At 60.9% G+C, this 24,489-nt stretch carries 18 protein-coding genes, 3 pseudogenes and 1 other annotated feature; of the genes and pseudogenes, 13 read left to right on the top strand and 8 right to left on the bottom strand.

The window, feature by feature from the left end; translation table 11 throughout:
* Positions 1 to 112 precede the first annotated feature (112 nt).
* Positions 113 to 1,126: a hypothetical protein gene (locus tag FG95_RS14800; protein ID WP_235211576.1), complete on the bottom strand. Its 1,014-nt coding sequence runs from the start codon at positions 1,124 to 1,126 to the stop codon at positions 113 to 115.
* A complete protein-coding gene (locus FG95_RS14795; protein WP_013849886.1) occupies positions 1,127 to 1,696 on the bottom strand; it encodes a recombinase family protein in 570 nt (189 codons plus the stop codon).
* A gap of 140 nt (positions 1,697 to 1,836) precedes the next feature.
* On the opposite strand from FG95_RS14795, the pseudogene FG95_RS21375 reads away from it, so the two are divergent.
* Positions 1,837 to 3,939: pseudogene (locus FG95_RS21375) on the top strand (Tn3 family transposase); the annotation flags it as partial.
* 168 nt (positions 3,940 to 4,107) lie between these two features.
* On the opposite strand, the gene FG95_RS14785 reads toward FG95_RS21375, so the two are convergent.
* On the bottom strand, positions 4,108 to 5,718 hold the full coding sequence (locus tag FG95_RS14785; protein ID WP_081933176.1) for a GMC family oxidoreductase: 1,611 nt from the start codon (positions 5,716 to 5,718) through the stop codon (positions 4,108 to 4,110).
* Between the two features lie 654 nt (positions 5,719 to 6,372).
* On the opposite strand from FG95_RS14785, the gene FG95_RS14780 reads away from it, so the two are divergent.
* The 3 genes from FG95_RS14780 to FG95_RS14770 are packed head-to-tail and all read left to right on the top strand — an operon-like array spanning position 6,373 to position 10,741.
* The gene (locus FG95_RS14780) at positions 6,373 to 8,730 is read left to right on the top strand and encodes a TonB-dependent receptor (RefSeq protein WP_081933175.1); all 2,358 of its coding nucleotides are present in this window, start codon (positions 6,373 to 6,375) and stop codon (positions 8,728 to 8,730) included.
* Between the two features lie 50 nt (positions 8,731 to 8,780).
* Positions 8,781 to 10,280 (top strand): aldehyde dehydrogenase family protein, encoded by a 1,500-nt coding sequence (locus tag FG95_RS14775; RefSeq protein WP_037556853.1) that lies wholly within the window; start codon positions 8,781 to 8,783, stop codon positions 10,278 to 10,280.
* Positions 10,281 to 10,300: 20 nt separating this feature from the next.
* The gene (locus FG95_RS14770) at positions 10,301 to 10,741 is read left to right on the top strand and encodes a DUF4345 domain-containing protein (RefSeq protein WP_037556852.1); all 441 of its coding nucleotides are present in this window, start codon (positions 10,301 to 10,303) and stop codon (positions 10,739 to 10,741) included.
* Here FG95_RS14770 and FG95_RS19965 read toward each other — a convergent pair.
* The 3 genes from FG95_RS19965 to FG95_RS20815 all read right to left on the bottom strand — a co-directional run bounded on the left by FG95_RS19965 (position 10,733) and on the right by FG95_RS20815 (position 12,915).
* Positions 10,733 to 11,740, bottom strand: a complete 1,008-nt coding sequence (locus FG95_RS19965) for a helix-turn-helix domain-containing protein (protein WP_081933174.1) — start codon at positions 11,738 to 11,740, stop codon at positions 10,733 to 10,735. The two genes, FG95_RS14770 and FG95_RS19965, sit on opposite strands and share 9 nt — an antisense overlap.
* A 76-nt stretch (positions 11,741 to 11,816) precedes the next feature.
* The gene (locus FG95_RS14760) at positions 11,817 to 12,626 is read right to left on the bottom strand and encodes an enoyl-CoA hydratase/isomerase family protein (RefSeq protein ID WP_052182400.1); all 810 of its coding nucleotides are present in this window, start codon (positions 12,624 to 12,626) and stop codon (positions 11,817 to 11,819) included.
* Positions 12,598 to 12,915, bottom strand: coding sequence for a hypothetical protein (locus FG95_RS20815; protein WP_161786564.1), 318 nt, complete (start codon positions 12,913 to 12,915; stop codon positions 12,598 to 12,600). The genes FG95_RS14760 and FG95_RS20815 overlap by 29 nt, the downstream gene beginning before the upstream one ends.
* On the opposite strand from FG95_RS20815, the gene FG95_RS14755 reads away from it, so the two are divergent.
* The 4 genes and pseudogenes from FG95_RS14755 to FG95_RS14740 all read left to right on the top strand — a co-directional run bounded on the left by FG95_RS14755 (position 12,892) and on the right by FG95_RS14740 (position 16,847).
* The gene (locus FG95_RS14755; RefSeq protein ID WP_001389365.1) at positions 12,892 to 13,656 is read left to right on the top strand and encodes an IS6-like element IS6100 family transposase; all 765 of its coding nucleotides are present in this window, start codon (positions 12,892 to 12,894) and stop codon (positions 13,654 to 13,656) included. The genes FG95_RS20815 and FG95_RS14755 overlap by 24 nt on opposite strands.
* A gap of 55 nt (positions 13,657 to 13,711) precedes the next feature.
* A pseudogene (locus tag FG95_RS14750) lies at positions 13,712 to 14,647 on the top strand (Mu transposase domain-containing protein); the annotation flags it as partial.
* A gap of 20 nt (positions 14,648 to 14,667) precedes the next feature.
* On the top strand, positions 14,668 to 15,483 hold the full coding sequence (gene istB, locus FG95_RS14745) for an IS21-like element helper ATPase IstB (RefSeq protein WP_037556858.1): 816 nt from the start codon (positions 14,668 to 14,670) through the stop codon (positions 15,481 to 15,483).
* A gap of 179 nt (positions 15,484 to 15,662) precedes the next feature.
* Positions 15,663 to 16,847: an alpha/beta fold hydrolase gene (locus tag FG95_RS14740; protein WP_037556851.1), complete on the top strand. Its 1,185-nt coding sequence runs from the start codon at positions 15,663 to 15,665 to the stop codon at positions 16,845 to 16,847.
* 88 nt (positions 16,848 to 16,935) lie between these two features.
* Here FG95_RS14740 and FG95_RS14735 read toward each other — a convergent pair whose 3' ends face one another.
* On the bottom strand, positions 16,936 to 18,060 hold the full coding sequence (locus tag FG95_RS14735) for a serine hydrolase domain-containing protein (protein ID WP_200880210.1): 1,125 nt from the start codon (positions 18,058 to 18,060) through the stop codon (positions 16,936 to 16,938).
* A gap of 287 nt (positions 18,061 to 18,347) precedes the next feature.
* Positions 18,348 to 18,896, bottom strand: a complete 549-nt coding sequence (locus FG95_RS14730; RefSeq protein WP_052182396.1) for a MarR family winged helix-turn-helix transcriptional regulator — start codon at positions 18,894 to 18,896, stop codon at positions 18,348 to 18,350.
* A 191-nt stretch (positions 18,897 to 19,087) separates the two neighbouring features.
* On the opposite strand from FG95_RS14730, the gene FG95_RS14725 reads away from it, so the two are divergent.
* The 5 genes and pseudogenes from FG95_RS14725 to FG95_RS20280 all read left to right on the top strand — a co-directional run.
* Positions 19,088 to 21,997, top strand: a complete 2,910-nt coding sequence (locus FG95_RS14725) for a Tn3 family transposase (protein ID WP_037556849.1) — start codon at positions 19,088 to 19,090, stop codon at positions 21,995 to 21,997.
* 141 nt (positions 21,998 to 22,138) lie between these two features.
* A complete protein-coding gene (locus FG95_RS14720) occupies positions 22,139 to 23,005 on the top strand; it encodes a recombinase family protein (RefSeq protein ID WP_006953933.1) in 867 nt (288 codons plus the stop codon).
* Complete coding sequence (locus FG95_RS20860; protein WP_081933172.1) at positions 22,983 to 23,441, top strand: hypothetical protein; 459 nt, start codon at positions 22,983 to 22,985, stop codon at positions 23,439 to 23,441. The genes FG95_RS14720 and FG95_RS20860 overlap by 23 nt, the downstream gene beginning before the upstream one ends.
* A gap of 37 nt (positions 23,442 to 23,478) precedes the next feature.
* Entirely contained in the window at positions 23,479 to 23,658 is a 180-nt protein-coding gene (locus FG95_RS14710) for a hypothetical protein (protein WP_037556847.1), read from the top strand.
* A 119-nt stretch (positions 23,659 to 23,777) separates the two neighbouring features.
* Positions 23,778 to 24,367: pseudogene (locus tag FG95_RS20280) on the top strand (IS3 family transposase); the annotation flags it as partial.
* Positions 24,059 to 24,173 (top strand) — a sequence feature (AL1L pseudoknot). Its footprint overlaps the pseudogene before it by 115 nt.
* Positions 24,368 to 24,489: the final 122 nt, after the last annotated feature.

The following is a 24,489-nucleotide window of genomic DNA, read 5'->3' as shown; positions in this document are numbered from 1 at the left end:
TCTCCGTGCCTGACGCCGTCGCAAACGGCGGCCTCAGACCGCTACGCCAACCTAATTCCGAATGGGACTTTTGAAAGGAAATAATGCCCCTTACGACACTTTCCTGTTCCGCTCAGCCGCACGACCCGGTAATTGCTCGCTCCGCGCGGGCGGCACTGTTTACCTCGACGATCAGCTTGCGCCCTGCCAGTTCCACATTGGCAAAAACCGGCGTGCCGTCATCCATGGTCGTGACGAAGGCCCGCTTGCCTTTGGTCGCTTGCGGCTTCTTGTTCTTCGTCGCTGGTGCCAGCCAGTTCCAGAAACTGTCGCTGGCAGGTTCCAGCCATTGTGCCGCGTTCAGCCTTCGGATCAGGCTCTTGCCGACCACGCCTTTCGCCAGCGGAAAAACGATACGGTGGAACACCAGGTCATCGCCGTCGGCGTTGACCATATCCGGCGCGCTGCCGGGCATGGCCTTGCCCAGACAGTCGAGCAGCCACATGTTCGTGAACATCGGTCCCGATGCTCCCAGAAGCGCGTCCCGATCGGACGGGTCCAATTCCGCAGTGTCCTGAGTTTCGTCGGCAAGTCGGGAAAATGCATCGACCACTCGCACGGCGCCCTCAGCGCTGAACGGCAACAGCGCTCCGGAAATGCCATGGCGCCCGTTCACGTCGACAACCCTTGCGGCGATCTTGTCCCAGTTGACCAGGGTCTGGGTTGCACCGTGTTCGCGCACCGTCACCGGAGCAACGTCGCGCAGCAGATCGCGCAAGGTCATCGACTGACCAGGCACGACTTCGCTGACCTCATAGAGCGACATGACCGTATCGCGTAACGCGCGCATATAGGCCTTGTTCGGCGCCTTTTCGTTCCAGCCCCGGCGCTTGAGATAGTCATCGACCAGATTGCGACCGTCGGGTTCCAGTTCCTGCGTAAGCAGATCTTCAAAGGCGCAGCCCCATAGCGGCCCTTGCCAGTGATCGCCAATTATCTCGAATATGGCGTCAGGCTCGAGTCCGGTCGCTTCGCTCGCCGGATCGAGATGCGCGGACAGCATTTCGGCCAATGCCTCATCCCATGGCGCGCGATCCGCATATTTCATCAGGCCGGAAAGATCGTGAGCCGATTTCGATCTGGACATTCAGATGGGCCTTTCCACGCCGAGGCGGCGCATTTCTCGATAGATGGTCGATCGGCCGATGCCGAGTTGTCGTGCTGCTTCTGTCGGCGAGATGCTCGCTTCGACCAGTTTGATGGCGGCATGTACCTTGGACATGTCGAGCGGCTGACGGCCGGGCAACTTGCCTTTGGCGCGCGCGGCGGCGATCCCATCCCTGGTTCGCTCGGAGATCAGTCTCCGCTCGAAATGGGCGATGGCCCCGAACACATGGAAGATGAGTTCGCCGGCGGCCGACGATGTGTCGATCTTTTCCTCAAGACTCAGGAGCGCGATGCCCTGGCCGCGTAGCGTCTCGACCGTGGTGAGCAATTCGGCGAGCGAGCGCCCAAGCCGATCGAGGCGGACCACCGCCAGCGTGTCGCCCTTGCGGGCATAGGCGATCAGTTCGGCCAGACCGGGCCGCTCCATGCTCTTGCCCGACATGACGTCGGTGAACACCTTGATCGCGCCGGCCTCCTCCAGACGCATGGTCTGTCCAGCCACGTCCTGATCGCCGGTGCTGACGCGGGCATAACCCAGAATATCGCCCATCCCGTGCGTCTCCCAAACGGTCGTTCTCTGGACGCTATGAAGGGCGACCGCTTTGCCCAATCCATGTCCGTCCACATACTATGTCTCTTTACTCATGGCTGTCCATAGGCACAGATGACCTTTTGTGGACGGGAATCGGCATGACGAAGCGCAAGCATCAACTCCTGACCGAGAGCGAGCGCGACCAGATCCTCGCCATCCCGACTGATCGCGACCACTTGGCACGGCTCTACACCTTCGAGCCTTCGGATATCGAGATCATCGGCGCGCGACGGGAGCAACGGAACCAGTTGGGCGTCGCGCTGCAACTCGCGCTCTTGCGGCACCCGGGCATCACGCTTGCGCAGTTGATACAGGACAGGGGAGCGATACCCCATGATCTCGCCGCCTTCGTCGCGGAGCAACTTGGACTGCACGTAACCGACCTGGCCAACTATGCGGCGCGAGATCAGACAATGACGGATCATGCCCGTGTGTTGGCGGTGCGCTTGGGACTTCGGGGGGCGACCCGCGCCGATATTCCCTTCATGATCGAAGCGGCCGCGAAAACGGCATGGGCGACCGACAAGGGGATGACGATCGCGACCGGCGTCGCCACCGCCCTTCGCGAGGTCCGGATTCTGTTGCCGTCCATCTCCACCATCGAACGCGCCAGCAGCGCGGGACGTGCGCGTGCCCGTAAGCAGGCCGCCTATGCCCTGATCGCCGATCTCAGCGCCGAACAGGTCCACGCCCTCGACCAGCTCTTTGACGACGCCGACGGCATGAGCCAGCTTGCTTTGCTCAAGACCATTCCCGTCGCGGCCAAACCCGATCACATCCGCCAGATTCTCGACCGCCTGTGGCAAGTGCGGAAGATCGGCATTTCTCCCGACGTAGCTGGCCGCATCCATGGGGACCGATTTCGGCAATATGTCAGGGAAGGCCGCGCTTCGCCTGCCTATATGATCGAGCGATATATCCCCTCCCGCCGGCGCGCCACGCTTGTTGCTTTCCTGCTCGACCTCGAAGAACGGCTGACTGACAGCGCTCTGGAGATGGCGGACAAGCTGATCGGCAGCATCTTCACCCGCGCGAAGAACGCCCAGGCGCGCAGCTATGCCACCACGTCGAAGAACGTCGCGCGGCTGATGCTGATCTTTCGCAGGACGATCGACGCACTCACCGATGCAGTCGATACCGGCGAAGATCCGATAGAGGCCCTGGACGCTTCGGTCGGGTAGAACACCCTCCTGAAGGCCAGACCAGAAGTAGCGACGATCGCGGAAACCGCGAGCCTCGACCCGTTGACGGTCGCGGCCGATCGCTATGCGACGTTGCGTAAGTTCGCCCCTGATCTGCTTGAAGCGCTCCAGTTCAGGGCGGGAAAGGGCAGCGCGAAGACGATCGCCGCTGTCGAGATGCTGCGCGACCTCAACAGGTCGGGCAAACGCGATCTGCCTCCCGACGCTCCGATGCCCTTCCGCAAGGAATGGCGGAAAATCGTTGTTGGCGATGACGGCAAGATCAACCGGAGGCTTTGGGAGATCGCAACGATCGCGCATCTGCGCAACAAATTGCGGTCCGGGGATGTCTGGGTGGAGCGATCGGCGGGATACCGCCGGTTCGACAGCTACCTGCTCAGCGATCCGAAGGCCAAGCCGATCGTATCGGCTCTTGGCCTGCCACCCACAGCCAGCGAATGGCTCGAACAGCGGGGCCGCGAACTGGACTGGCGGCTGAAGAAATTCGCCCAGCGCCTGAAGCGCGACGCTCTGGAAGGTGTGCGGTTCCGCGACGGCCGCCTCCAGATATCGCCGATACGCACGATCGCGACACCCGATGCCGAAGTACTGGCTGACCGGCTCGATGCCATGATGCCACGCATCCGCATCACCGAGCTGCTGCATGAGGTGGCGCAGGAAACCGGCTTTCTCGCAGCGTTCACCAACCTGCGCACCGGCGAGGCGTGCCCCAATGAAAACGCGCTGCTCGCCACGATCCTCGCCGACGCAACCAATCTCGGCCTGTCGCGCATGGCGGCCGCGAGCCAGGGCGTCACGCGCGATCAGCTCCTGTGGACCCATGACGCCTATATCCGCGATGACAGCTACCGAGCGGCGCTGGCCGTCCTCATCAACGCGCACCACCGCCTGCCATTTTCGCGGGTCTGGGGCGACGGCGCCACGTCCAGCTCCGCATGGTTCCCGACTGACCGAAGCGCTTCCACGACGACGCTCGTCAGCGCGAGGCCGAATGGAGCTTTCGATACGGCGCCAATATAGGACATCCGATCAAGTCTTTCCTCCTGCTCGCGGCAGGGTGACTAACCTGCCTCTATAGCTCTATAATGCTCCCAAGCAGCCGCCTGACCATCTAGACTAGCCAGCGTGTCACGCTGGCGGCCAATACGCGCCATCAGTGCTTTGGGGTCATTGAGGTCTCTGGTCCTCTACGATCATGTCTGCTGCTTTTTCGCCGATCATGATGCAAGTGGCGTTCGTATTGCCGTTGATGATCGTTGGCATGATCGAGGCATCAGCCACGCGAACATTTTGCAGCCCTCGAACCTTGAGACGAGTGTCGACAACCGCCAGCGCGTCGGTTCCCATCTTGCACGTGCCGACCGGGTGATAAGAATGATTCACATGTTCAGTGAGGTAAGCGTCAATTTCTTGATCTTCATTCAGCTTGTGGGTGGGGTAGAGCGGTCGCTTGACCACGTCATTCATCGTCTCTGAGAAAAGAATGTCCTGCGTTATCTTGAAGGCGTTTCGTAACGCGGTTCGATCGTCAGGATGGCTCAGAAGATTGAGGTCGATGAGGGGATCGGACAGAGCGGAACTATCGCGAAGGCGCACTGCACCTCTGCTCTTGGGATGACCGATATTGATGAGAACCGTGAAGCCCCATTTCGTCATCAAACGATAGTCGCGTGCGTGGTCGCGATAGGCTAGCGGAATCACGTGGAGTTGGAAGTCCGGGCGGTCCCGATCGGGATCGGAGCGCAGGAACCCTCCTGCGGCAGTCGGCGGATTGCCCAGCCAGCTGCCTTTGCGCACGATATAGTGCAGAAGATCCTTTGTGCTCTTGATCAATCCCAATGGATTGAGCGCAATGCCAATGCGCTTGCGCGTCTCGAAGATCATCATGACGTCGGGATGATCATGCAGATTCTGCCCGACGCCATTTATTTCTTGAACGACTTCTATGCCATGCCGGTCGAGCTCGGCGCGCGGGCCAACACCAGAAAGCATCAGAATTTGGGGCGAATTGAACGTACCGCTGCTGACGATGACTTCCTTCTGGACATCCACCCGCCGCACTTCGCCGTCCTGCACGAACTCTACCGCGACTGCCCTATTACCATCGAAGACGATCCGCTGCGCGCGCGCATTTACTTCGACCCGGACGTTGGACCGGACGAGCATCGGGTCGATATAGCAGCGCTTCACACCGGCCCGCCGGCCGTCCTTGACGGTGAATTGGTAGACACCGATCCCTTCCTGGGTATCGCCGTTGAAATCCTCGTTCTGTGGATGACCAAGCGATGCAGCGGCCTCGATAAAGGCGCCATAGGCTTTGAAGGAAGCATCGCCGTTGGACACGTGAAGCGGACCGAAGGCGCCATGATATTGACTGTCGCCCCGGACATTGCGCTCCGCCTTTCTGAAGTAAGGCAGAACGTCGTTGTACGACCAACCTTGGTTGCCGAGGTCGTGCCAATTGTCGAAATCGGATCGGTCGCCACGGATGTAAACCATGCCATTCATCCCGCTCGACCCGCCCAGCATCTTACCGCGAGGATTATAGAGGCGGCGGCCATTCAGCGCCGTGACTGGCTCGGTATTGTAGCGCCAGTTGAGCGTGTTGATCGCAAAATCCTGGATCAGTGCCGCAAAGGCACCTGGTGTTGAAACGAGCGGCGAATTACCCGATCCGCCAGCCTCGAGTAGGCATACCGTCGTTTTCGGATCTTCCGACAAACGACTGGCGATCACGCCTCCGGACGAGCCGCCCCCGATAATGACATAGTCTGGCATATATATTGTCTCCGCAGAGATCTGGACCGACCGAGCGCTCGGCCATAGCTCCTGCCTGGTGCCGACCGGCTGGTGCTACCTAGGAAGATCGTGCCGACGCGAATGAGCCGCACGACGAACTGCGCGCGCTCTCAAGAAGCGAGAATGCGCTGATTACCGAGACCGAAATGAGATTTCGGATTGAAAATGTACTGAAGATTTCCATGGCCTCTCCCGGCGGATTTATCCTTGTCAGGGGATTTTCGCTCGATCCCGGTTCGCCAGTTTACGGTCGATGTCACCGTCGAACTTGGAAAATCCGGCCCGCGAATTTGACTTCGCTTGGCCCCGGTCGCTGCGAGAAGAGAGGACGTCACACGGCGGGAGTGGTGGGATTCGCGGTGTCTCCGAGCGAGCATCGCGGATGCTCGCCGGCGCTTGAGTCCGCCCGGGTTCCTTTGGACCGCAAGGCGACAAGCTTTTCCAAATGAACTCCCGCTCGGCGCTGCTGGATACTGACCCTCCAGGCCGTTCCCCGGTCGCAATTCTTGACGGCGCAAAGCTACAAATAATGCAGCCCGGTTTCTCCAAGCGCCAGCGCTGCCCTCCGAATAATCTCGCCCAGAGAACACGCAATAACGCATGTCTAGGGAGGATTGATTGAGACATCCGAACATGAGGAGCCTGCTCGCGGGGAGTGCGATCGGCCTTTTCGCCACTGCATACCCGATGAGCGCAGCGTGCGCTCAGACTGCCACGAACGCGCCCGCGTCATCGGTGGCATCGGGTGTCGGTGCCACGAAGGATGACAGCTCTCGACCGGGAGGCTCGACCGAAGGTGCCTTGGAGGACATCGTCGTCACGGCGCGTAAGCGGAGCGAGAATCTTCGCGATGTGCCGGTCGCGCTTACGGCAGTCTCGGGTGACACCCTCACGCATCGCAACATCACGCAGATGGTCGACCTTGTGACCACACTCCCTAACCTAACTGTCTCCTACGGTACCATCCAGCCTCGGACATTTATCCGCGGCTTTGGCTCGGGCGATAATCTCTCCTTCGATCAATCGGTCGGAAAATTCGTCGACAACGTGTCTTATGGGCGGGACCAAGACAGTCGCATTCCCTTGTTCGACCTGGAAAGAGTCGAAGTGCTGCGTGGACCTCAGGTGCTGCTGTTCGGCAATAGCGCGACGGCCGGCGCTCTCAACATCACGACGCGAAAGCCCGGCGACCGATTCGAGGCGGATGGCTCGATCGGCTATGAATTCAACAACAACGAGACGAATGTACAGGGTGGTGCAACACTCCCGGTTGCCGAGGGCGTCAGCCTGCGGGTTGCCGGCTTGCTGCAGCATCTCGACAAGGGCTGGATACACAACAATGTGACCGGCTTCGACAGTCCGCGCACGCGCAATTATGCTGGCCGCGCGATCTTGCGCATCGAGCCCAGCTCCGATCTCCAGATACAACTGAAGGCCGAATATGACCGGCTCCTCGATGAGGGCGAGAACATCCAGGTCTACAAGCAGTCCTTGGCGGTGCCGGGCCTCTTCGATGACACGAAGCTGGATGGGCGGACCTCAAACTCGAACGCCGGCCCGCCTTATTTCCAGCAAGGCTACGCCTATCTGCGAAACCAGACCTATCAGGCCGACATCAACTATCACGTCCTTGGCGGACAGTTGATCTCGACCAGCAGCTATCGAAACTACATGTCGTCCACGTCAGTCGACGGCGATGGCCTGGCCGCTGACATCTTCAACGCGTTTATCTTCAACCGCTATCGGCAGTTTGCGCAGGAACTACGTTTCGAGGGCACGTCGGGCGATTTCGATTACACGTTGGGAGGCTATTATCAGCACGACGAGATGCGTGCCTTCACGTTGATCGAGTTCAATCTGGCGCCTCTGGGGGTCCCTGTTCCACCCTTCGCACGCTATCTGAGCTTCGATCAGGACACTGATGCCTGGTCGGGCTTCGCAAACCTGCGCTGGCGGATCACGCCAAAGCTCAAGGTGGAAGCTGGCTTTCGCTATACCGACACACGAAAGGACGTGAACCAGCTGCTTGCGACGGCCAATATTATTCCCTCGCTTCCCAGAAACACGAAGCGGGTCACGGTCGCGCAACAGATAAATCCGGCGCTTGATCCGGTTCAGCTGGCGGTCCTGGGTGTCTTGCCGCATGACTACCGCGGCATTCAACAGAATGACGGTTATTTTCAGCCGCAGGTCATCGTACAATATGAGATCGCACCGGCGAACATGGTCTATGCCAAGTTCGTCAGCGGGTCGAAGGCCGGCGGCGTCGACGCGATCTCCCCTGCTTCCAATCCGAACGCGACCAAGTTCGGTCCGGAGAAAGCGACGTCCTTCGAGCTTGGCGCCAAGGGCCGGCTCGCGAGCGGCCACCTCGATTATGCGCTCACCATCTTCTCAACGACGTTCAAGGACTTGCAGCTTTCGGTCTTTGACAACGTCTCGTCGTTTCTCGTGTCGAATGTCGGCAAGGCGCGGACGCGCGGTGTCGAGCTCGAGCTCAACTGGGCCCCGGCACCCCGCCTGCGTATCGATTTCAACGGTGCCTATCTCGATGCCAGATATCTGAGCTTTCCTGGCGCGACATGCACCAACGAGCAGTCGTTGATTGCCGGCCCGACCTGCACCCAGGACCTCTCCGGCGCGCCGACGTCCTATGCGTCGAAATGGTCGGGTAACCTTGGGATCGCCTATGAGCAGCCCCTCGGCGGCGATTACCGCCTCGCCGGCCGGATCGATGTATCGGCACGGTCTTCCTATGATGCAGGCAGCACGAATTCGCCGGATGAGCGCCAGAAGGGCTATGCCCAGCTCGATGCGAACCTCGACCTCAGCCCGAATTCCAGCAGCTGGACGATCTCGCTGTTCGGAAGGAACCTGACCGACAAGCGCTATCTGAGCTTCGCTCTGCCGACCATTCCAGCGACCTTCGGCGAGATGGGAACATATTCGCGCGGGCGACAGCTTGGCGTTCGCCTGAGCGGTCGCTTCTAGACGCGCCGGGCAATCTTCACCCCGAACCAGCAATTCTGCGAGGCACTCCGATGACGTCCATTTTGTCGCAGCCGCGATATTCCGATACAGCCAGTGCGTTCATCGCCTCGCCGAAGCGTCTCCTGATAGACGGGGAATGGCAGTCCTCCTCAGGCGAGAAGTTCGTACCGGTCTACGATCCGTCGAGTGGTATCGAGATTGGGGCGATCGTCGATGCCAGCGATGCGGATGTCGATCGGGCCGTCGGCGCGGCGCGCGCGGCGTTCGATGACGGCCGATGGAGCGGCCAGTCTCCTTACTATCGGGAGATGACGATCCGAAGGCTGGCCGATCTGATCGAGGCGAACGCCACCGAGTTCGCTGAGCTGGAAGCGATCGACAATGGGAAGTCGATCACCGCCGCATCGCAGATGGACGTTCCCGGCGCGATCGCGCAGCTACGCTATATGGCAGGCTGGGCATCACGTCTCGATGGAGAGAGCGTCGAGCCGTTGCTCGCGCCATCCGGCGCTTTCCATGGTTACACACGGCGCGAGCCGATCGGCGTCGCGGCCCTGATCGTGCCCTGGAACTTTCCGCTTTTCTTCGCCGCCCTAAAGCTTGCGCCGGCACTGGCTGCGGGCTGTACGACCGTTCTCAAGCCGGCCGAACAGACAAGTCTGACGACCTTGCGGTTCGCCGAGCTGGTGCTTGAGGCCGGCTTCCCGGCAGGCGTGATCAACATCGTGACGGGCGCTGGCAGTGGCGCCGGCGCGGCGCTGGTGCGACATCCCGAGGTCGACAAGATCAGTTTCACCGGGTCGACCTCGGTAGGCAAGATGATCGCGCACTCGGCCGCCGACAGCCTCAAGCGCGTGACGCTCGAACTTGGGGGCAAGTCGCCTGTGATCGTCTTGCCCGACACCGATCTCGGACAGGCAGCTCAGGGCGTGGCGGGAGGCGTTTTTTTCAACTCTGGCCAGATTTGCACAGCGGGCTCGCGCGTCTTCGCCCATCGGGACGTGTTCGACGCGCTGGTGGAAGGGATAGCCGACGCAGCGCGGGGGATTCGTCTCGGTCCTTCGCTTGCGCCGGATACGCAGATGGGACCGCTGGTGTCGGCGCGGCAGCGCGATACCGTCATGGGTTTCATCGAGAGCGCATCGACTGAAGGTGCCTCGGTCGTTGCAGGAGGCGGTCAGCTCGCCGATCAGGGCTATTATGTGTCGCCCACGATCATCGCTGACGTCTCACCCGAGATGCGCGTGATGCGTGAAGAGATCTTCGGGCCAGTGGTTTGCGTGTCGCGCTTCGATGATCTCGACGCCGTGGTGAAGAGCGCGAACGCCACGCGCTACGGGCTGGCGGCGTCGGTCTGGACCCGCGACATCAGTGCAATGCATAGGCTGGCGCGATCAATCAAGGCGGGCACGGTCTGGGGAAACTGTCATAACGCCATCGATCCTGCCGTGCCGTTCGGGGGATACAAGGAGTCCGGGCTCGGCCGCGAACACGGGCGGGAGGGGGTGCTCGCCTATACCGAAACCAAATCGGTTCTCGTGGCTCTGTAGGTTTAGAGGGAGCGAAGACAATGGTCGGTAGGGCGGAAGCAATTGGTGGGCGGGGCCTCTCCGCGGCGGTAAGAGCCTTTTGCATCGTTCCTCTGGCCACCGGTATCGGCGACATCGCCCAAGGCGCGAAGTTTCTCGCGACCGCCGGCGCCGCGCTCCCATCCGCCGCGCTTTCCGATCCAACACTGAACAGCCAGCTGATGTTCGCCGGAGCGATCTGGCTCGGCTACGCGCCGCTCATCTGGTATGCCAGCCGCGATCTGCGTGAGCGGCTCTTGCTCCTGCGTTTGCTCTTCGGCTTCGTGTTTCTGAGTGGCCTCGCACGGACCCTGGCCTATCTTCGGTATGGGTCGCCAGGTTTCGTTCTCACCGCGGCGATAGCGATCGAGTTGGTGGTGCCGCCGGTGATCATGTTTTGGACCGCAATTGCGGACGCCCGGCTACGAAACAGGTCAGCTTGAGGGGCGGCCGCGCCAGAGGGGCAAGGTTCCGCGCAGCGCCGAATGCCGATATTCCCGCGCTGAGACTCCAAATTTGCGACGGAACGAACGGCTGAAATAGCTGAGATCGTCAAACCCGACGTCGTAAGCGATGTCAGTGATGCGGGCGCTTAGGGAAGGATCGCTCAATCGGCGACTGGCTTCGTCGAGCCGTGCGTCAGCAATGTATTTGTGACACGAGGTTCCTTGGCTGCGGAAGACGCGTTGGAGGCTCTTGGCTGAAAGCCGCAGTTTTTCACAAATATAGCTTGGACGCAGAGCCGGATCTTCGAGATTGGATTCAACAAATCTCTGTACCGAGGTCCAGCTGTCGTCGCGACGCCGGTCGGTCTCAAATTCGGCGGAATAGCAGGTCAGAATGGTGTCGCCCAGAACGCGAGCGGCGAGCGGATCGTCGGCCTCTGTCTGGAACCTCTCGAGCTGCTGCAACAATCCTATCGCATAGCTTCTCATGAGGATCGCGGAGGATCGATGCGCCGCGATACGGTAATTGATCATATCGCCGATCGGCGGGGATGAGCGACGCATACGCGCTTCGAGCATCTGCTTCGAAAAGATGAGGCAGAGATGCTCGTTATCGTCGTCGAACTCATATTGGTGCGCCGCTGCACCGTCGCAAAGCACGACATCACCCGGGCCGATTGTGATCATCCGATCGTCGAGGCGTATCGCGGCATGCCCCTCCTTCTGCACCTTCAACAGGTAGAAGTCGCGGAAAGCCTCCGCGGCATATTTGACGCTGCATGCCTTGGACGCAAACCGCAGAAGTGCAAGGTTGCTGAACAACGTCCAGGTGAATTCCGTTGTTTTGGCTCGTACCGGCGGCGTCTCGATGTCCAGATCACTGGCCAGTTGTGACGCAAAAAGCGATCGGTGGCCGACGCGGATATGATTAGCTCGTGGAACCAGCAGCCCTCCGCCCAGACCTGGCGCGTCAGAAGTTGCCGTTGAATGTCCCACTTCGTCTCTCCACGATAATGGGGCGCTCCTCTTGTTGTGCCAAAGGATTTCGCCCGGCTGCTTTCATTACGGCAATCTAGGCACCCTTGAATTCCGGTACGCGGCGCTCCCGAAATGCGGCCAGGCCCTCATTGCGATCGAACGATGAGGAGTAGGTCGAATTGACGTCCAGCTCCGCCTCGATCGCCTCCGGGAGAGCAAGTTCGACAGCGTTGTTCAAAAGCTGCTTCATGTGATGCAGCCCCAAGAGGCTCTTCGAGGCAAGTTTGTTGGCGATGCCGTCCACCGCCTCTTGGAGATCGCTATCCGGAACGATCATGCTCACGAGTGGCGCGAGCAGCGGGTTCGAGACACTGAGCAGGTCGCCGGTGAACATCAGAAACTTGGCGTGGTTCAATCCGAGCCGTCGCGGCAGTCGTGCGGTGGCTCCTGCGCCCGGCAACAGGCCGTAATTGGCATGTCCGTCTCCCAGGCGCGCGCCTTCGCCGGCGATCACGATGTCGCAGCCGAGGAGCAGTTCCATTCCGCCCGCTGTTGCGATCCCGTTGACGGCCGCAAGGATGGGCTTCGGGAAGGCTTCGATCCGCGAAACGAGATCCGTCGCGCGGCGCAGGAACCGAGCTGTTTCTGCGTCGCGGTCTGCGGGGGGGAAGTCGCCGATGAACTTGAGGTCCGCGCCCGCGCAAAAGGCACGGCCTCGTCCGGTCAGCACGAGGCAGCGCACCTCCGCCCTCGACTCCAGGTGATCAAACGACCGGTTCAGCTCGTCGATCATGATCGGGCTAAGGCAGTTGAGGTCGTTCGGCCGCTCAAGGGTGATCCATGCGACCGGACCGCGCTCCTCGAGGGAAATCTGCTCAAACGTCATCGGATATGCTTTCATCATTGTCGTCGGAATAGCGTCGCAGGATGGCGGCAACGCCGTCTGGATCATCCAGCATGAGGTTATGTCCGCCCGAGAGCGTATATGCGTCCCACTCAGGATGTTGGGTCGCTGCCTGGTGGTAACGCTGGAAATGGGGTTCCTGCGAATTGCCGTCCCCTCCGACTGCGAGGATATAGGCCTTCTTCGGGATTTCTTTGTATCGCCGGCTCTGTTGCAAAAATCGTGAAGCTTGAGCATGCTTGGCGGAGATTGGACGGACGGAACGATGACGGATTTCAAGTGGCGCCATTTCCAGGGTGATGTGATCCTGTGGGCGGTGCGCTGGTATTGTCGCTATCCGATCAGCTATCGCGACCTTGAGGAAATGCTGGCGGAACGCGGCATTTCGGTCGACCATACGACGATCTATCGCTGGGTCCAGTGCTACGCCCCGGAGATGGAGAAGCGGCTGCGCTGGTTCTGGCGGCGTGGCTTTGATCCGAGCTGGCGCCTGGATGAAACCTACGTCAAGGTGCGGGGCAAGTGGACCTACCTGTACCGGGCAGTCGACAAGCGGGGCGACACGATCGATTTCTACCTGTCGCCGACCCGCAGCGCCAAGGCAGCGAAGCGGTTCCTGGGCAAGGCCCTGCGAGGCCTGAAGCACTGGGAAAAGCCTGCCACGCTCAATACCGACAAAGCGCCGAGCTATGGTGCAGCGATCACCGAATTGAAGCGCGAAGGAAAGCTGGACCGGGAGACGGCCCACCGGCAGGTGAAGTATCTCAATAACGTGATCGAGGCCGATCACGGAAAGCTCAAGATACTGATCAAGCCGGTGCGCGGTTTCAAATCGATCCCCACGGCCTATGCCACGATCAAGGGATTCGAAGTCATGCGAGCCCTGCGCAAAGGACAGGCTCGCCCCTGGTGCCTGCAGCCCGGCATCAGGGGCGAGGTGCGCCTTGTGGAGAGAGCTTTTGGCATTGGGCCCTCGGCGCTGACGGAGGCCATGGGCATGCTCAACCACCATTTCGCAGCAGCCGCCTGATCGGCGCAGAGCGACAGCCTACCTCTGACTGCCGCCAATCTTTGCAACAGAGCCCTCGATCCTGTACGACAACACGAAGATCGCGGTCGCGAAGATCTGCGGTGACGGCAAGCGCGAGCGCACCCAGGCCTTCACCGGACTGGTCAGCCACTACCTGTTCACCGATCGCTTCGGGCGCCCCGGCAAGGGCAATGACAAGGGAAAGGTCGAAGGGCTGGTCAAGCACGCGCGGACACACTTCATGGTGCCGATCCCGCAGGCGGCGAGCTACGACGACTTTAACGCGGAATTGGAACGCCGCTGCCGCGCTCGGCAGGAAGAGCGGGCCGGACGGCACAGCCAGACGATCGGCGAGCGGCTCGTGGCCGACCTGGCTGCGATGCGTCCCTTGCCGTCAGGGACGTTCGAGCCGTGCGAGACGCGGATCGCCCGCGTATCGTCGACAGCATTGGTGCGCTACCGGACCAACGACTACTCGGTTCCGACCCGCTACGGCTTCCAGGACGTGGTGGTGAAGGGCTTCGTCGATCAGGTCGTCATCCTGTGCGGCAGCGAGGAGATCGCCCGTCACCCGCGCTGCTATGGCGAGGCCATGTTCGTGGCGAACCCGCTCCATTATCTGGCGCTGATCGAGACCAAGCCAGGAGCACTCGACCAAGCTGCCGCGTTGCAGGGCTGGGACTTGCCCGAGGTGTTCCAGCATCTGCGTCACCTCCTGGAGGCGCGGATGGGCAACAAGGGCAAACGCGAGTTCATCCAGGTGCTGCGTCTTCTGGAGGCCATCCCGATGGAGGTGGTCACCTTGGCGATAAACGAGGCGATCCATATCGGCGCGATCGGCTTCGATGCGGTCAAGCAGATCGCGCTGGCGCGCATCGAGCGCAGACCCGCCCGGCTCGATCTGGCCTCCTATCCGCACCTACCCAAGATGGAGGTAAAGACGACCCGCGCCGCCGACTATGCCACGCTCCTGCCGGAACTGGCAGCATGAGCAGGGCAACGGACGACAAGATGCCGGCCGGCACCACGGCAGGCACGCCTCAGGTTCTGCTGACGCATCACCTCAAGCAGCTCAAGCTGCCGACGGTACTGCGCGAGTATGAGAAGCTGGCCCGGGAATGCGCGCGTGATGGCGTCGATCATACCCGCTACCTGCTGCGCCTCATCGAACTGGAGCTGATCGACCGGGAACGCCGCACGGTCGAGCGCCGGATCCGTGCCGCCCGGTTCCCGGCGGTGAAGAGCCTCGATACCTTCGACTTCACGGCCATCCCCAGCCTCAACAAGATGCTCGTCCTGGAGCTGGCGCGTTGCGAATACATCCTGCGGCGGGAAAACATCATCGCGCTGGGTAACAGCGGCACCGGCAAGACCCACGTCGCGCTCGCGCTGGGCCTGGCGGCCTGCCAGAAGGGCTTCACCGTCGCGTTCACCACCGCCGCGGCGCTGGTGAACCAGTTGATGGAAGCCCGCGACGAAAAGCGGTTGCTCAAGATGCAGCGCGACCTTGCCGCCGTGAAGCTGCTGATCGTTGACGAACTGGGCTACGTTCCGCTCTCGCCCACGGGCGCGGAACTGTTGTTCGAAACCTTCTCGCAGCGTTACGAGCGGGGATCGACGATCGTCACCTCCAACCTGCCGTTCGAGGACTGGACCCAAGTTCTGGGGTCCGAGCGGCTCACCGGAGCGCTGCTCGACCGGCTCACCCACCACGTCAGCATCCTCACCATGAACGGCGACAGCTACCGCCTCAAGCAGTCCGCCCACCGCCGCCGCGCTGCCGGGGCGGAGCAAAACCAGGCCACTCCCGCCCACGCCACCGACTGACCCGCCGCAAAACGGCAAATATGCAAAGGGCCCCGATCGGGGCCCTTTGCATATCATCCGCGCTCATCTTCAATGGCCTGCTTTTACTCCGCCATCATGGCCTGGAATCCGACCGCCGTTGACACCTTGACTGGAGTACGGTAATACGCAATTATAGTTGGATAACTAAGGATATGGCCATGGAGAGAGGATTGCCGACAAAGGCGCTATGGGATCGCCTTCCCGAAATCGTTCGCTTCCGCGATCAACCGGGGATGACGGAGACCTACAGTTTTGCGGGCGCCGAGGGCACGACCGAGCTGGAAGGCCAGCTGTTCCGGCAGAGAGCGCGGCCATCTAAGGCGGTCTATTTGTTCATGCACCCCACAGCCACGGCCCAGCTGCTCCCAATGCCTGAGGCGCTTGCCGATGCGGGGTTGCACGTACTTTGCGCGTCGAGTCGCTACCCGAGAAACGATAGTGCGCTGATTATGGAAAAGGTCGCCTACGACATGGGCCAGTGGGTGCGCCACGCGCGCGAGTCGCTGGGTTATGAAAAGGTGATCCTGGTGGGATGGTCGGGCGGCGGCTCGCTATCGCTGTTTTATGCGGCCCAGTCTGAACATCCGACAATCACCCACACGCCCGCCGGCGACCTTTATGACCTGACAGCAGCGCGGCTGCAGCGGGTTGACGGAATAGTCCTCATCGCCGCCCACCTCAGCCGGGCGGAAGTGCTGACCGAATGGCTTGACCCCTCCGTCATCGACGAATTCGACCCGGACACGCGCGATCTCGAATTCGATATCTATAGTCCGGACTGCCCGAACAAACCACCATTCACCGCTGACTTCATCGCCGCCTTCCGCGAGAGGCAGCGGGCCCGCAATCGCAGAATTACCGCCTGGGCCGAGGAAATGCTTGCCACGCTCCGTCGTCGCAACGACGGCGAAACCGAACGCGCCTTCGTCACGCACCGCACGATGTGCGACGTGCGCTGGATTGATCCGACGATCGACCCCAATGGACGCGCGCCGGGGGCATCCTATCTTGGCAATCCACGCACGGTGAACGTGGGACCCGCTGGTTTGGCGCGATTCTCAACCCTGCGCTCGTGGCTGTCGCAATGGTCCTACGACCTATCCAACTCCAAGGCTGCCGTTAACGCGACAAAGATCCATCGGACCCCTGTGCTGCAGATCGAGAATGAAGCGGACGACGCGGTTCCCGCGAGCCATAATCCGATCATTCACAACGCGCTCACCGTTGCGAACAAGGAATTTGTGAGCATCAAGGGCGCGACCCATTTCTACCAGGGCCAGCCCGAACATGTCAGCGCTTGTATCGACGGGATCATCGACTGGAGCCACCGCAACGATTTGTGATCTGGCCGCCGCGATCGACGCGGCGCCTCCGCATTTTCGCTGCGGCGCGGCCGGCTTACGCCGGCCGGTCGCGGATTCCTTGCGGGGATCAGTTGTAGACGGCGTCCCGGATGTCGGACACGAACTTCCCCGACATACCCTCAAAGGCCGTGTTGGTCATGGCCACGACCGTCAGCGCGTTTGCACGATCGATGAACCAGCTATTGCCGTATCCGCCGGCCCAGTGAAGCGTTCCGGGAGACTGCGGCGACGGGACGGCGTGCGGATCTGCAAGCACTGCCCAGCCGAAGCCGAAGCCCCAACCCGGCCCCCAGGCCGCAGCCTGAGGTCCGAGCTGATCGGTCGCCATCATCTCGACTGTTTCAGGCTTCAGGATCGGACCACCCCCGAGCCGGATGGTTTCCAGAAAGTGCAGGACGTCGCCCGCAGTCCCCACCATCCCACCCCCGCCTGACGGATAGGAGTTTGGATCCAGGATACGGCTCGGCGCGAACGTTAGCGACCCGTTGAAGGCATCCAGAGGCACTACCATGCCGTCCGTGATGCGGACGGGAACGGATTCGCTGTTGAAGTAATTCGTCGCGAGCCGCTCAACATCCGCAACGGCAAAGCCGGTATCGACGATACCCAGCGGATCCGTGACCAGTTTGCGCACAGCATCGCGTAGCGAACCACCGGTAACGCTCTCAACCACCCCTCCCATCACATCCATGCCAAGGGAATAGCGAAAACCCGACCCCGGTGCGGCGGTAAGCGGGGCGGCAGCCAGGCGCCGAAGATTCTCGGATAGCGACAATCCCGGTTGATCCAACCCGTCGGAGACGTCGAGGCGACGATAATGGCCATCGCTCCCTTCCTGAAACGGATAGCCGAGCCCCGATGTGTGCGTGAGCAGATGGCGGATCGAGATGACCGGAACCGATCCATCGGACAGGCGCGGCTGAAAGTCGGGCAGGAAGCGCGTCACTGGATCGTCCAGCCTCACAACACCATCCTCGATCAGGCGCATCACGGCGGCGGTGACAAAGGGTTTGGTCACCGATGCAAATCGGAAAATGCTATCCGTTTGCATCGGCTTTTGCGATTCACGGTCTGCAAATCCCGCCGCGCGGCGATAGGCGATCTTGCCGCCCCGGGCGACGATCACGACCGTTCCCACCAAACGATTGTCGGCGAGAGCATTGTCTATCGCGCGATCCAGGCGATCGGACACATCCGCGCCTTTAAAGGCTGATGAACTCATAAGTTCAAACTCTCCCGATACTCTCGCAGACCGGACGCGGCCCGCACCTAAGCGATTGCAGTCATCAACCGCGCGGTGGAGAGCGACGACGATTCGGTCGGAGGCAAGGCCTGACCATCAGCACACCTCTCCACGCAACCTTCACGTCGCAGACCGCCACCGTGCAGTTCCTTAGTTATCTAACCATTAGTGATGTAAGTATCGGCGCGCAACATTGATGTGGGGCATCCATGGTGGCGAGGACACCCACTATCGCATCAGTCGCCTGCCTCATGAGTGATGCCGGCGACCCCTCGGTCCTCTCGGCGCCGCCGACCCGGCTTCGCGTCGGGCTCCTCGGGGGAGAGGCTCCGAATCGCAGCTTCTAGATTGGTCTGCAGCTCGCCCAATAGGGCGATCTGGAGATCCGCTTCGCGGCGCGAAATGCCGGTCTTAGCGATATCCCCAACTTCGATGCCAATGGGCAGAAGCTTCCTTTTCAGCTCGTGACCGTAAGGGGTGAGGAAGATGTTGATCTTCCGCTTGTCCGCCGCGTTGCGGACCCGGGCAACGATTCCCCGTTGCTCCATGGAAGCGATCGCCGAAAGCGTGGTCGGCTCCATCGTTCCAACAAGGTCGGACAGTTCCTTCTGGGTTAAGCCGTCCTGGTCCCACAGGACGCGCAAGAAGTACCACATGCCCAGGGTGACGCCGAACTGCTCGATCTTCAGCTGTAGCAGCTTTTGCATAAGTCGATGCGTGAGTCGGATTTGATATCCGATACTCAGGTCGAACGGCAGGTTGATTTCCCCGCTATCTCCGCTCATCGAAATCGGCCCTGCATGACCCGAACCATCGGGCCTGTTGAATGTCGAAACCAGCGTGCATTCCTTCTTGGCCCAGTCGGCCCGAAGCTGCGATTTTGGTCATCTTGGAGAACACGTCGGGAACGGGCTGGTTGTTGTTGACGATCGCCCATGCGAGGAACGACGTTCCGCTCCGATAAGGGAGCGGCGTTATGAGCCTTGGCGTTTCGAGTGGGGATCTGATCGGCTCCTGGAGCCTGAGTTTTTCGGACATCGCGTTCGTGACCGGCAAAGCGGAGACGGCACGACTGGGATTGGCGGTTCAGCTTAGATTTTTCGCCGGGCATGGCTTCTTTGTGCCGGATCATGCGTCGATACCCTCCGACGGTGTCTTGTATCTGGCGGAGCAACTTGGTCTCGATGCCAAATCCGTGAACCACTATGATTTTTCCGGGCGCACCGCCCGCCGGCATTGCGCGGAGATTTTGCGGCATCTCGGGTTCCGCCGTATGACGCAGACGGATCGCAGGGCGTTGTCGAGGTGGATTTCCGACGATCTTTGTGCGGGCGGGCAGCCGATCAATGCCATGCTCGAGCATGTTTTCCTGTGGTGCCGCGACCGCCGTATCTATGGGCCGTCGCGCAAGGAGCTGGAACGCCTCGTCCGTTCGCAACGACACCTCTATCTGGAGGCCCTGTTGGCCCGAGTCCGCGATCGGCTTGCGCCGGATGCGGTCGCCTTGCTGGAAGCCTCGCTCGCCGATCCCGATGGCCCGACCGGCTTCAACACGATGAAGGGGGATGCAGGTCAGGCGACGCTCGAAAACATTCTTGGCGTGACCGCCAAACTCGCCTTTATCCAACGGCTTGCTCTTCCCCGAGATTTCCTATCGGTCACGGGCAAGGCATGGGTCGATCAGATCGTTCGCCGGGTTGCCGGCGAGAAAGCCTCGGAGATGCGCCGGCATGTACCGGCGCGCCAGCTCGGGCTCTATGCCGTTTATCTGATGGCGCGGGAAGCTCAGCTTACGGATGCGATGGTCGACCTGCTGATCGAGACGGTCCATAAGATCGGATCGCGCTCGAAACGCAAGGTGGTGGGCGATATCGCGAAAGACATCGAGCGGGTCTATGGCAAGGAGCGACTCCTGGTCGAGATTGCCAGCGCTTCGATCGACGATCCATCCGGGCGCATCTGCGATGTCATTTTCCCAATCGCCGGCAAGGACAAACTGGCGGCGATCATCAAGGAAAGCCAGGCAAAGGGCGCCTTGGATCGGCGGATCTACAAGGTGATGCGGAGGTCATGGGCCAATCATTATCGCCGTATGCTGCCAAGCCTGCTTTCGGCACTGGAGTTCCGGTCGAACAACGCCGTGTGGCGTCCGGTGCTGGCGGCCCTGGACTGGATCAGAAGCAAAGTGGATGATGGATGCCGCTACGTGCCGCCGCACGCAGTGCCGGTCGACGAGGTCATTCCGGCGAGATGGCGCAGTTCCGTCATTGATGAAGAGGGGCGCGTAAACCGGATCAGTTATGAGCTTTGTGTCCTCGCGCAACTGCGCGATCGCATCCGTTCTAAGGAAATCTGGGTTGTCGGGGCGGACCGATACCGCAATCCCGATGACGATCTTCCCAAGGACTTCGATGCGCGGCGAGAAGCATATTACACAGGATTGAACCTGACGGCGGATGCGCGTGCATTTTCAAGCGCCATCCGGGAAGAGCTTGCTCAGGAACTGTTGCTCCTCAATGCCAATATTCCCCGGAACGACAAGGTTCGGCTGCTGTGGCGCGGCGAGAACCGTATATCTCTCACCCCGTTCAAACCCTTGCCCGAACCCAGGGGTCTCGCCTCGATCAAGACCGAGATCGGCCAACGCTGGCCGATGACCGGGCTGCTCGACGTACTGAAGGAGGCTGCCCTTGATACGGGACTTCTCGAAGCGTTCGAAACATCGGCCTCGCGTGTTGCACTGCCGAAAACCGCGCTGGATCAACGTCTCCTGCTATGCCTCTACGGCCTGGGAACGAATGCCGGGCTCAAGCGGATCGCCGGCGCCACCCCCGATGTCAGCTATGAAGAGCTGCTGCATGTCCATCGCCGCTTCGTTCATGCCGCGGCGCTCAAGGAGGCGTGTGCCAGGGTTGCGAATGCGACCCTGGCAATCCGCAATGCTGCAGTCTGGGGGGACGCCGGCACGGCCTGTGCGTCAGATTCCACAAAGTTCGGAGCCTGGGATCGCAACCTGATGACGGAATGGCATGCGCGTTATGGTGGACGGGGCGTCATGATCTACTGGCATGTCGAACGACGCGCGACATGCGTCTATTCCCAGCTCAAGCGCTGCTCTTCCTCCGAGGTCGCCTCCATGATCGAGGGCGTGCTGCGCCATTGCACCGACATGGAAATCCAGCGCCAGTACGTCGATAGCCACGGCCAGAGCGCAGTCGGCTTTGCGTTCTGCCGACTCCTTGGATTTGAGCTTGCCCCGCGGCTGAAAGCAGTGGCACGCCAGAAACTGGCCCTTCCCCAAGCCGGCATGCGCACGCGGCTTTCCAATTTACTGCCGATCCTCTCCAGCCCGATCGACTGGGACGAGATCGAGCAACAATATGACGAAATGGTCAAATATGCCGCTGCCATGCAATCGCGCACCGCCGATCCGGAAGCGATCCTGCTCCGGTTTGCCAGAGCCGAAGTGATGCACCCGACCTACAAGGCGCTGAGTGAACTCGGCCGCGCGGTCAAAACAATCTTCCTATGCCGGTATTTGCGTCAGGAGGCATTCCGCCGCGAGATCCACGAAGGGCTGAATGTGGTTGAGAACTGGAACGGCGCTAATGGTTTCGTGTTCTTCGGCAAGGGCGGCGAGATCGCCACCAACCGCATCCATGAGCAGGAAATCTCCGTTCTGGCGCTACACCTCCTGCAAGCGTCGCTGGTGTATGTGAACACCCGCATGCTTCAGACCGTACTGGTTGAGCCGAAGTGGGCGGGGCGGATGACGCCGGAAGATTATCGTGGTCTCACGCCGTTGATCTACAGTCATGTGAACCCTTATGGCCGCTTCGACCTCGACCTGAACGACCGGATTGATTTTGGACGGCTTGCAGCGTGAGGCGGCTGATCGGCCTATAACATTTGGGTACACCCAGAGTGATAGGGCCGAGTGACACCATTCGTCTGTCACAAAAGGGTGGGTTTGCGCTCAATGTGACGATACACTGCAAGAGCCACCCTAATGTGACGGATTTTGCACTTGGCTCGTATCGGATATGCCCGCGTCAGCACCACGGACCAGGATCTGGATATCCAGATTGGCCGCCTCAAGAATGCAGGTTGCGAAATTATCCGTTCCGAGACCGGATCGGGGGCCTCGCGGAGCGGGCGCACGGAACTGGAAACGATCATGCAGTTTATGCACACCGGCGACGAGCTGGTCGTGCTGCGGCTCGACCGGCTCGGCCGCTCCACGCGCGATGTCCTGAACCTGGTGCATGAGCTTGATGAAAAGGGAGCTTCGCTGCGCATCCTTGAGCCAGAGGTGACGACGGCGGGCGACATGGGGCGAATGGTCATCACCATACTCGGCATGGTCGCCGATATGGAGCTGAAGTTCATCAAGGATCGTCAGCGCGCCGGGATCGAAGCGGCGCGCGCCGAAGGCGTTTACAAAGGCCGGAAGAAGAACGTCGATGACGATGAAATCCGCCGTCGCCTTGCCGCCGGCGCCAGCAAGGCCCGCGTTGCCCGCGACCTGAAGGTCTCACGAATGACCGTCTATCGGGCGCTCGACATTATTCCGTCACAGACCAAACTGCCGGAAAAGCCGCCCACTGCCAGCATCGCCCTGCATCTGATTATCGAGAACTTCAACAAGCGTGGAAGAGGTAGAAAACCCGCTCGGGAGCGGATTGAGGCGATGCTGGAACGCGACTACGCCATGGTAAAAAACGGCAATTGTGATTACAAACTGACCGTCGCCTATGACCCCGATCCGGATGGCATTTCCCTTGATGAGGAAATCCAAAGCCTCCTCTCCGAGATGTTCAACATCGCAGAGAGCTACAATTGCTCCATGGAAGCCGATATCTACGAGGTCGGTGGTCAGCAACGGTCCTGGTAGAATCAATCAAGCGTTCAGTGTTCGTTCTTCAACCTGGCCAAAATCGCAGCTTCGGGCCGACTGGGCCCAATTGTCTAAACGCAAGGTAATGATGCTTCGCGCTTTCCCGCTCCCCACCCTCGCGCGCACGGCGCTGTTCGCCGTGTTGGCATTGATGCTGGTCTTGCGGGTCGGGCCGCTCTGCGAGGCCGTTGCCGTCGCGGCCGTTCCGAGCGCGGCGACGATGGTCGATTGCGAGGGCAAGAGTCATCGCGCACCAGACAACAAAGCACCCGCGCCAGCCTGCTCGATGCCCTGCGCCAGTGCCTTTCAGGGCGAGCCGATCGCTCACGTAGCGCCGCTCCCCTTCGCCGCTATCGTTCCCTGGCCCGGGCGCCAGGCCAATCTGGCCGGGCTGGCCCGCGCGCCGGCGACGCCCCCTCCGCGAGCTGCGTGACACCGACCAACGCACTCAATCAATTTCGGAGATATTAATGACCACGATCAAGATCATCGGCGCGGCCATCGCGCTGACTCTCTCGACCACCGCGATGGCCGCTACGGCCACTTGTTGCGCCGATATGGCGTGCTGTAAGGAGGGCGCGGACTGCTGCAAGGATGCCAAGAAGGCCGGCGATCATGCCGACCATTCGGGCGAAGCGCAGCACCGCTAAGGATATGGGGATGGGGGCGGGCGACCGCCCCCATCCTTCTCCCGCTAATCCTTGCAGGCCGAGGAGTGAAGCGCCCCGGGTTTTCCGGAGGCTCCGATTTATGAGAAGGAGCTTTCGTTATGAGTAGAACCCGGAACAAGTTTTCACCTGAGATCCGCGATCGTGCAGTGCGTATGGTTGGCGAACATCGCGCCGATTACGGTTCGGAGTGGGAGGCGATGTCTTCGATTGCCGCCAAGATTGGCTGTACGGCCGAGACGCTGCGCCGCTGGTGCCGCGAGGAGGCGAGCCGACGAGCGGGGCCAGCGGCGCTTGCCGCTGATGAGAAGGCCAGGATCAAGCTGCTCGAGCGCGAGGTAAAGGAGCTGCGGCGCGCGAACGAGATCCTGCGCAAGGCATCGGCGTATTTTGCGCTGGCGGAGCTCGACCGCCGCGAGAGGTGATGATGTCGTTCATCGACGCGCATCGCGAGGACTTGGGTATCGAGCCGATCTGCCGCGAACTGGCGATCGCCCCGTCCTCCTATCGTGAACATGCTGCCCGTCTGGCCGACCCCGCCAGGCGTTCAGCACGTGCCCGGCGCGATGACGACATGCGCGAGCATATCAAGCGCGTGCACGAGAACAGCTTTGGCCTCTACGGCGCGCGCAAGGTCTGGCATCAACTGCGCCGCGAGGGTATTTCGATTGCCAAGTGCACGGTGGTGAGAACGGCGGAGCAATATTCGACCACGGTAGCGGCGGGATAGTCCTGCTGCGGGCGGCGTAAAAGTCGTCCACCTTGAAGCCTTTCTGCCGAGTCAGGGAGGTGTGGGGATCTACAGCGTGGAAC

This window comes from Sphingopyxis sp. LC363 (assembly GCF_000756385.1).
Lineage (GTDB): Bacteria > Pseudomonadota > Alphaproteobacteria > Sphingomonadales > Sphingomonadaceae > Sphingopyxis.
This window is presented reverse-complemented; position numbering and strand designations above follow the sequence as displayed.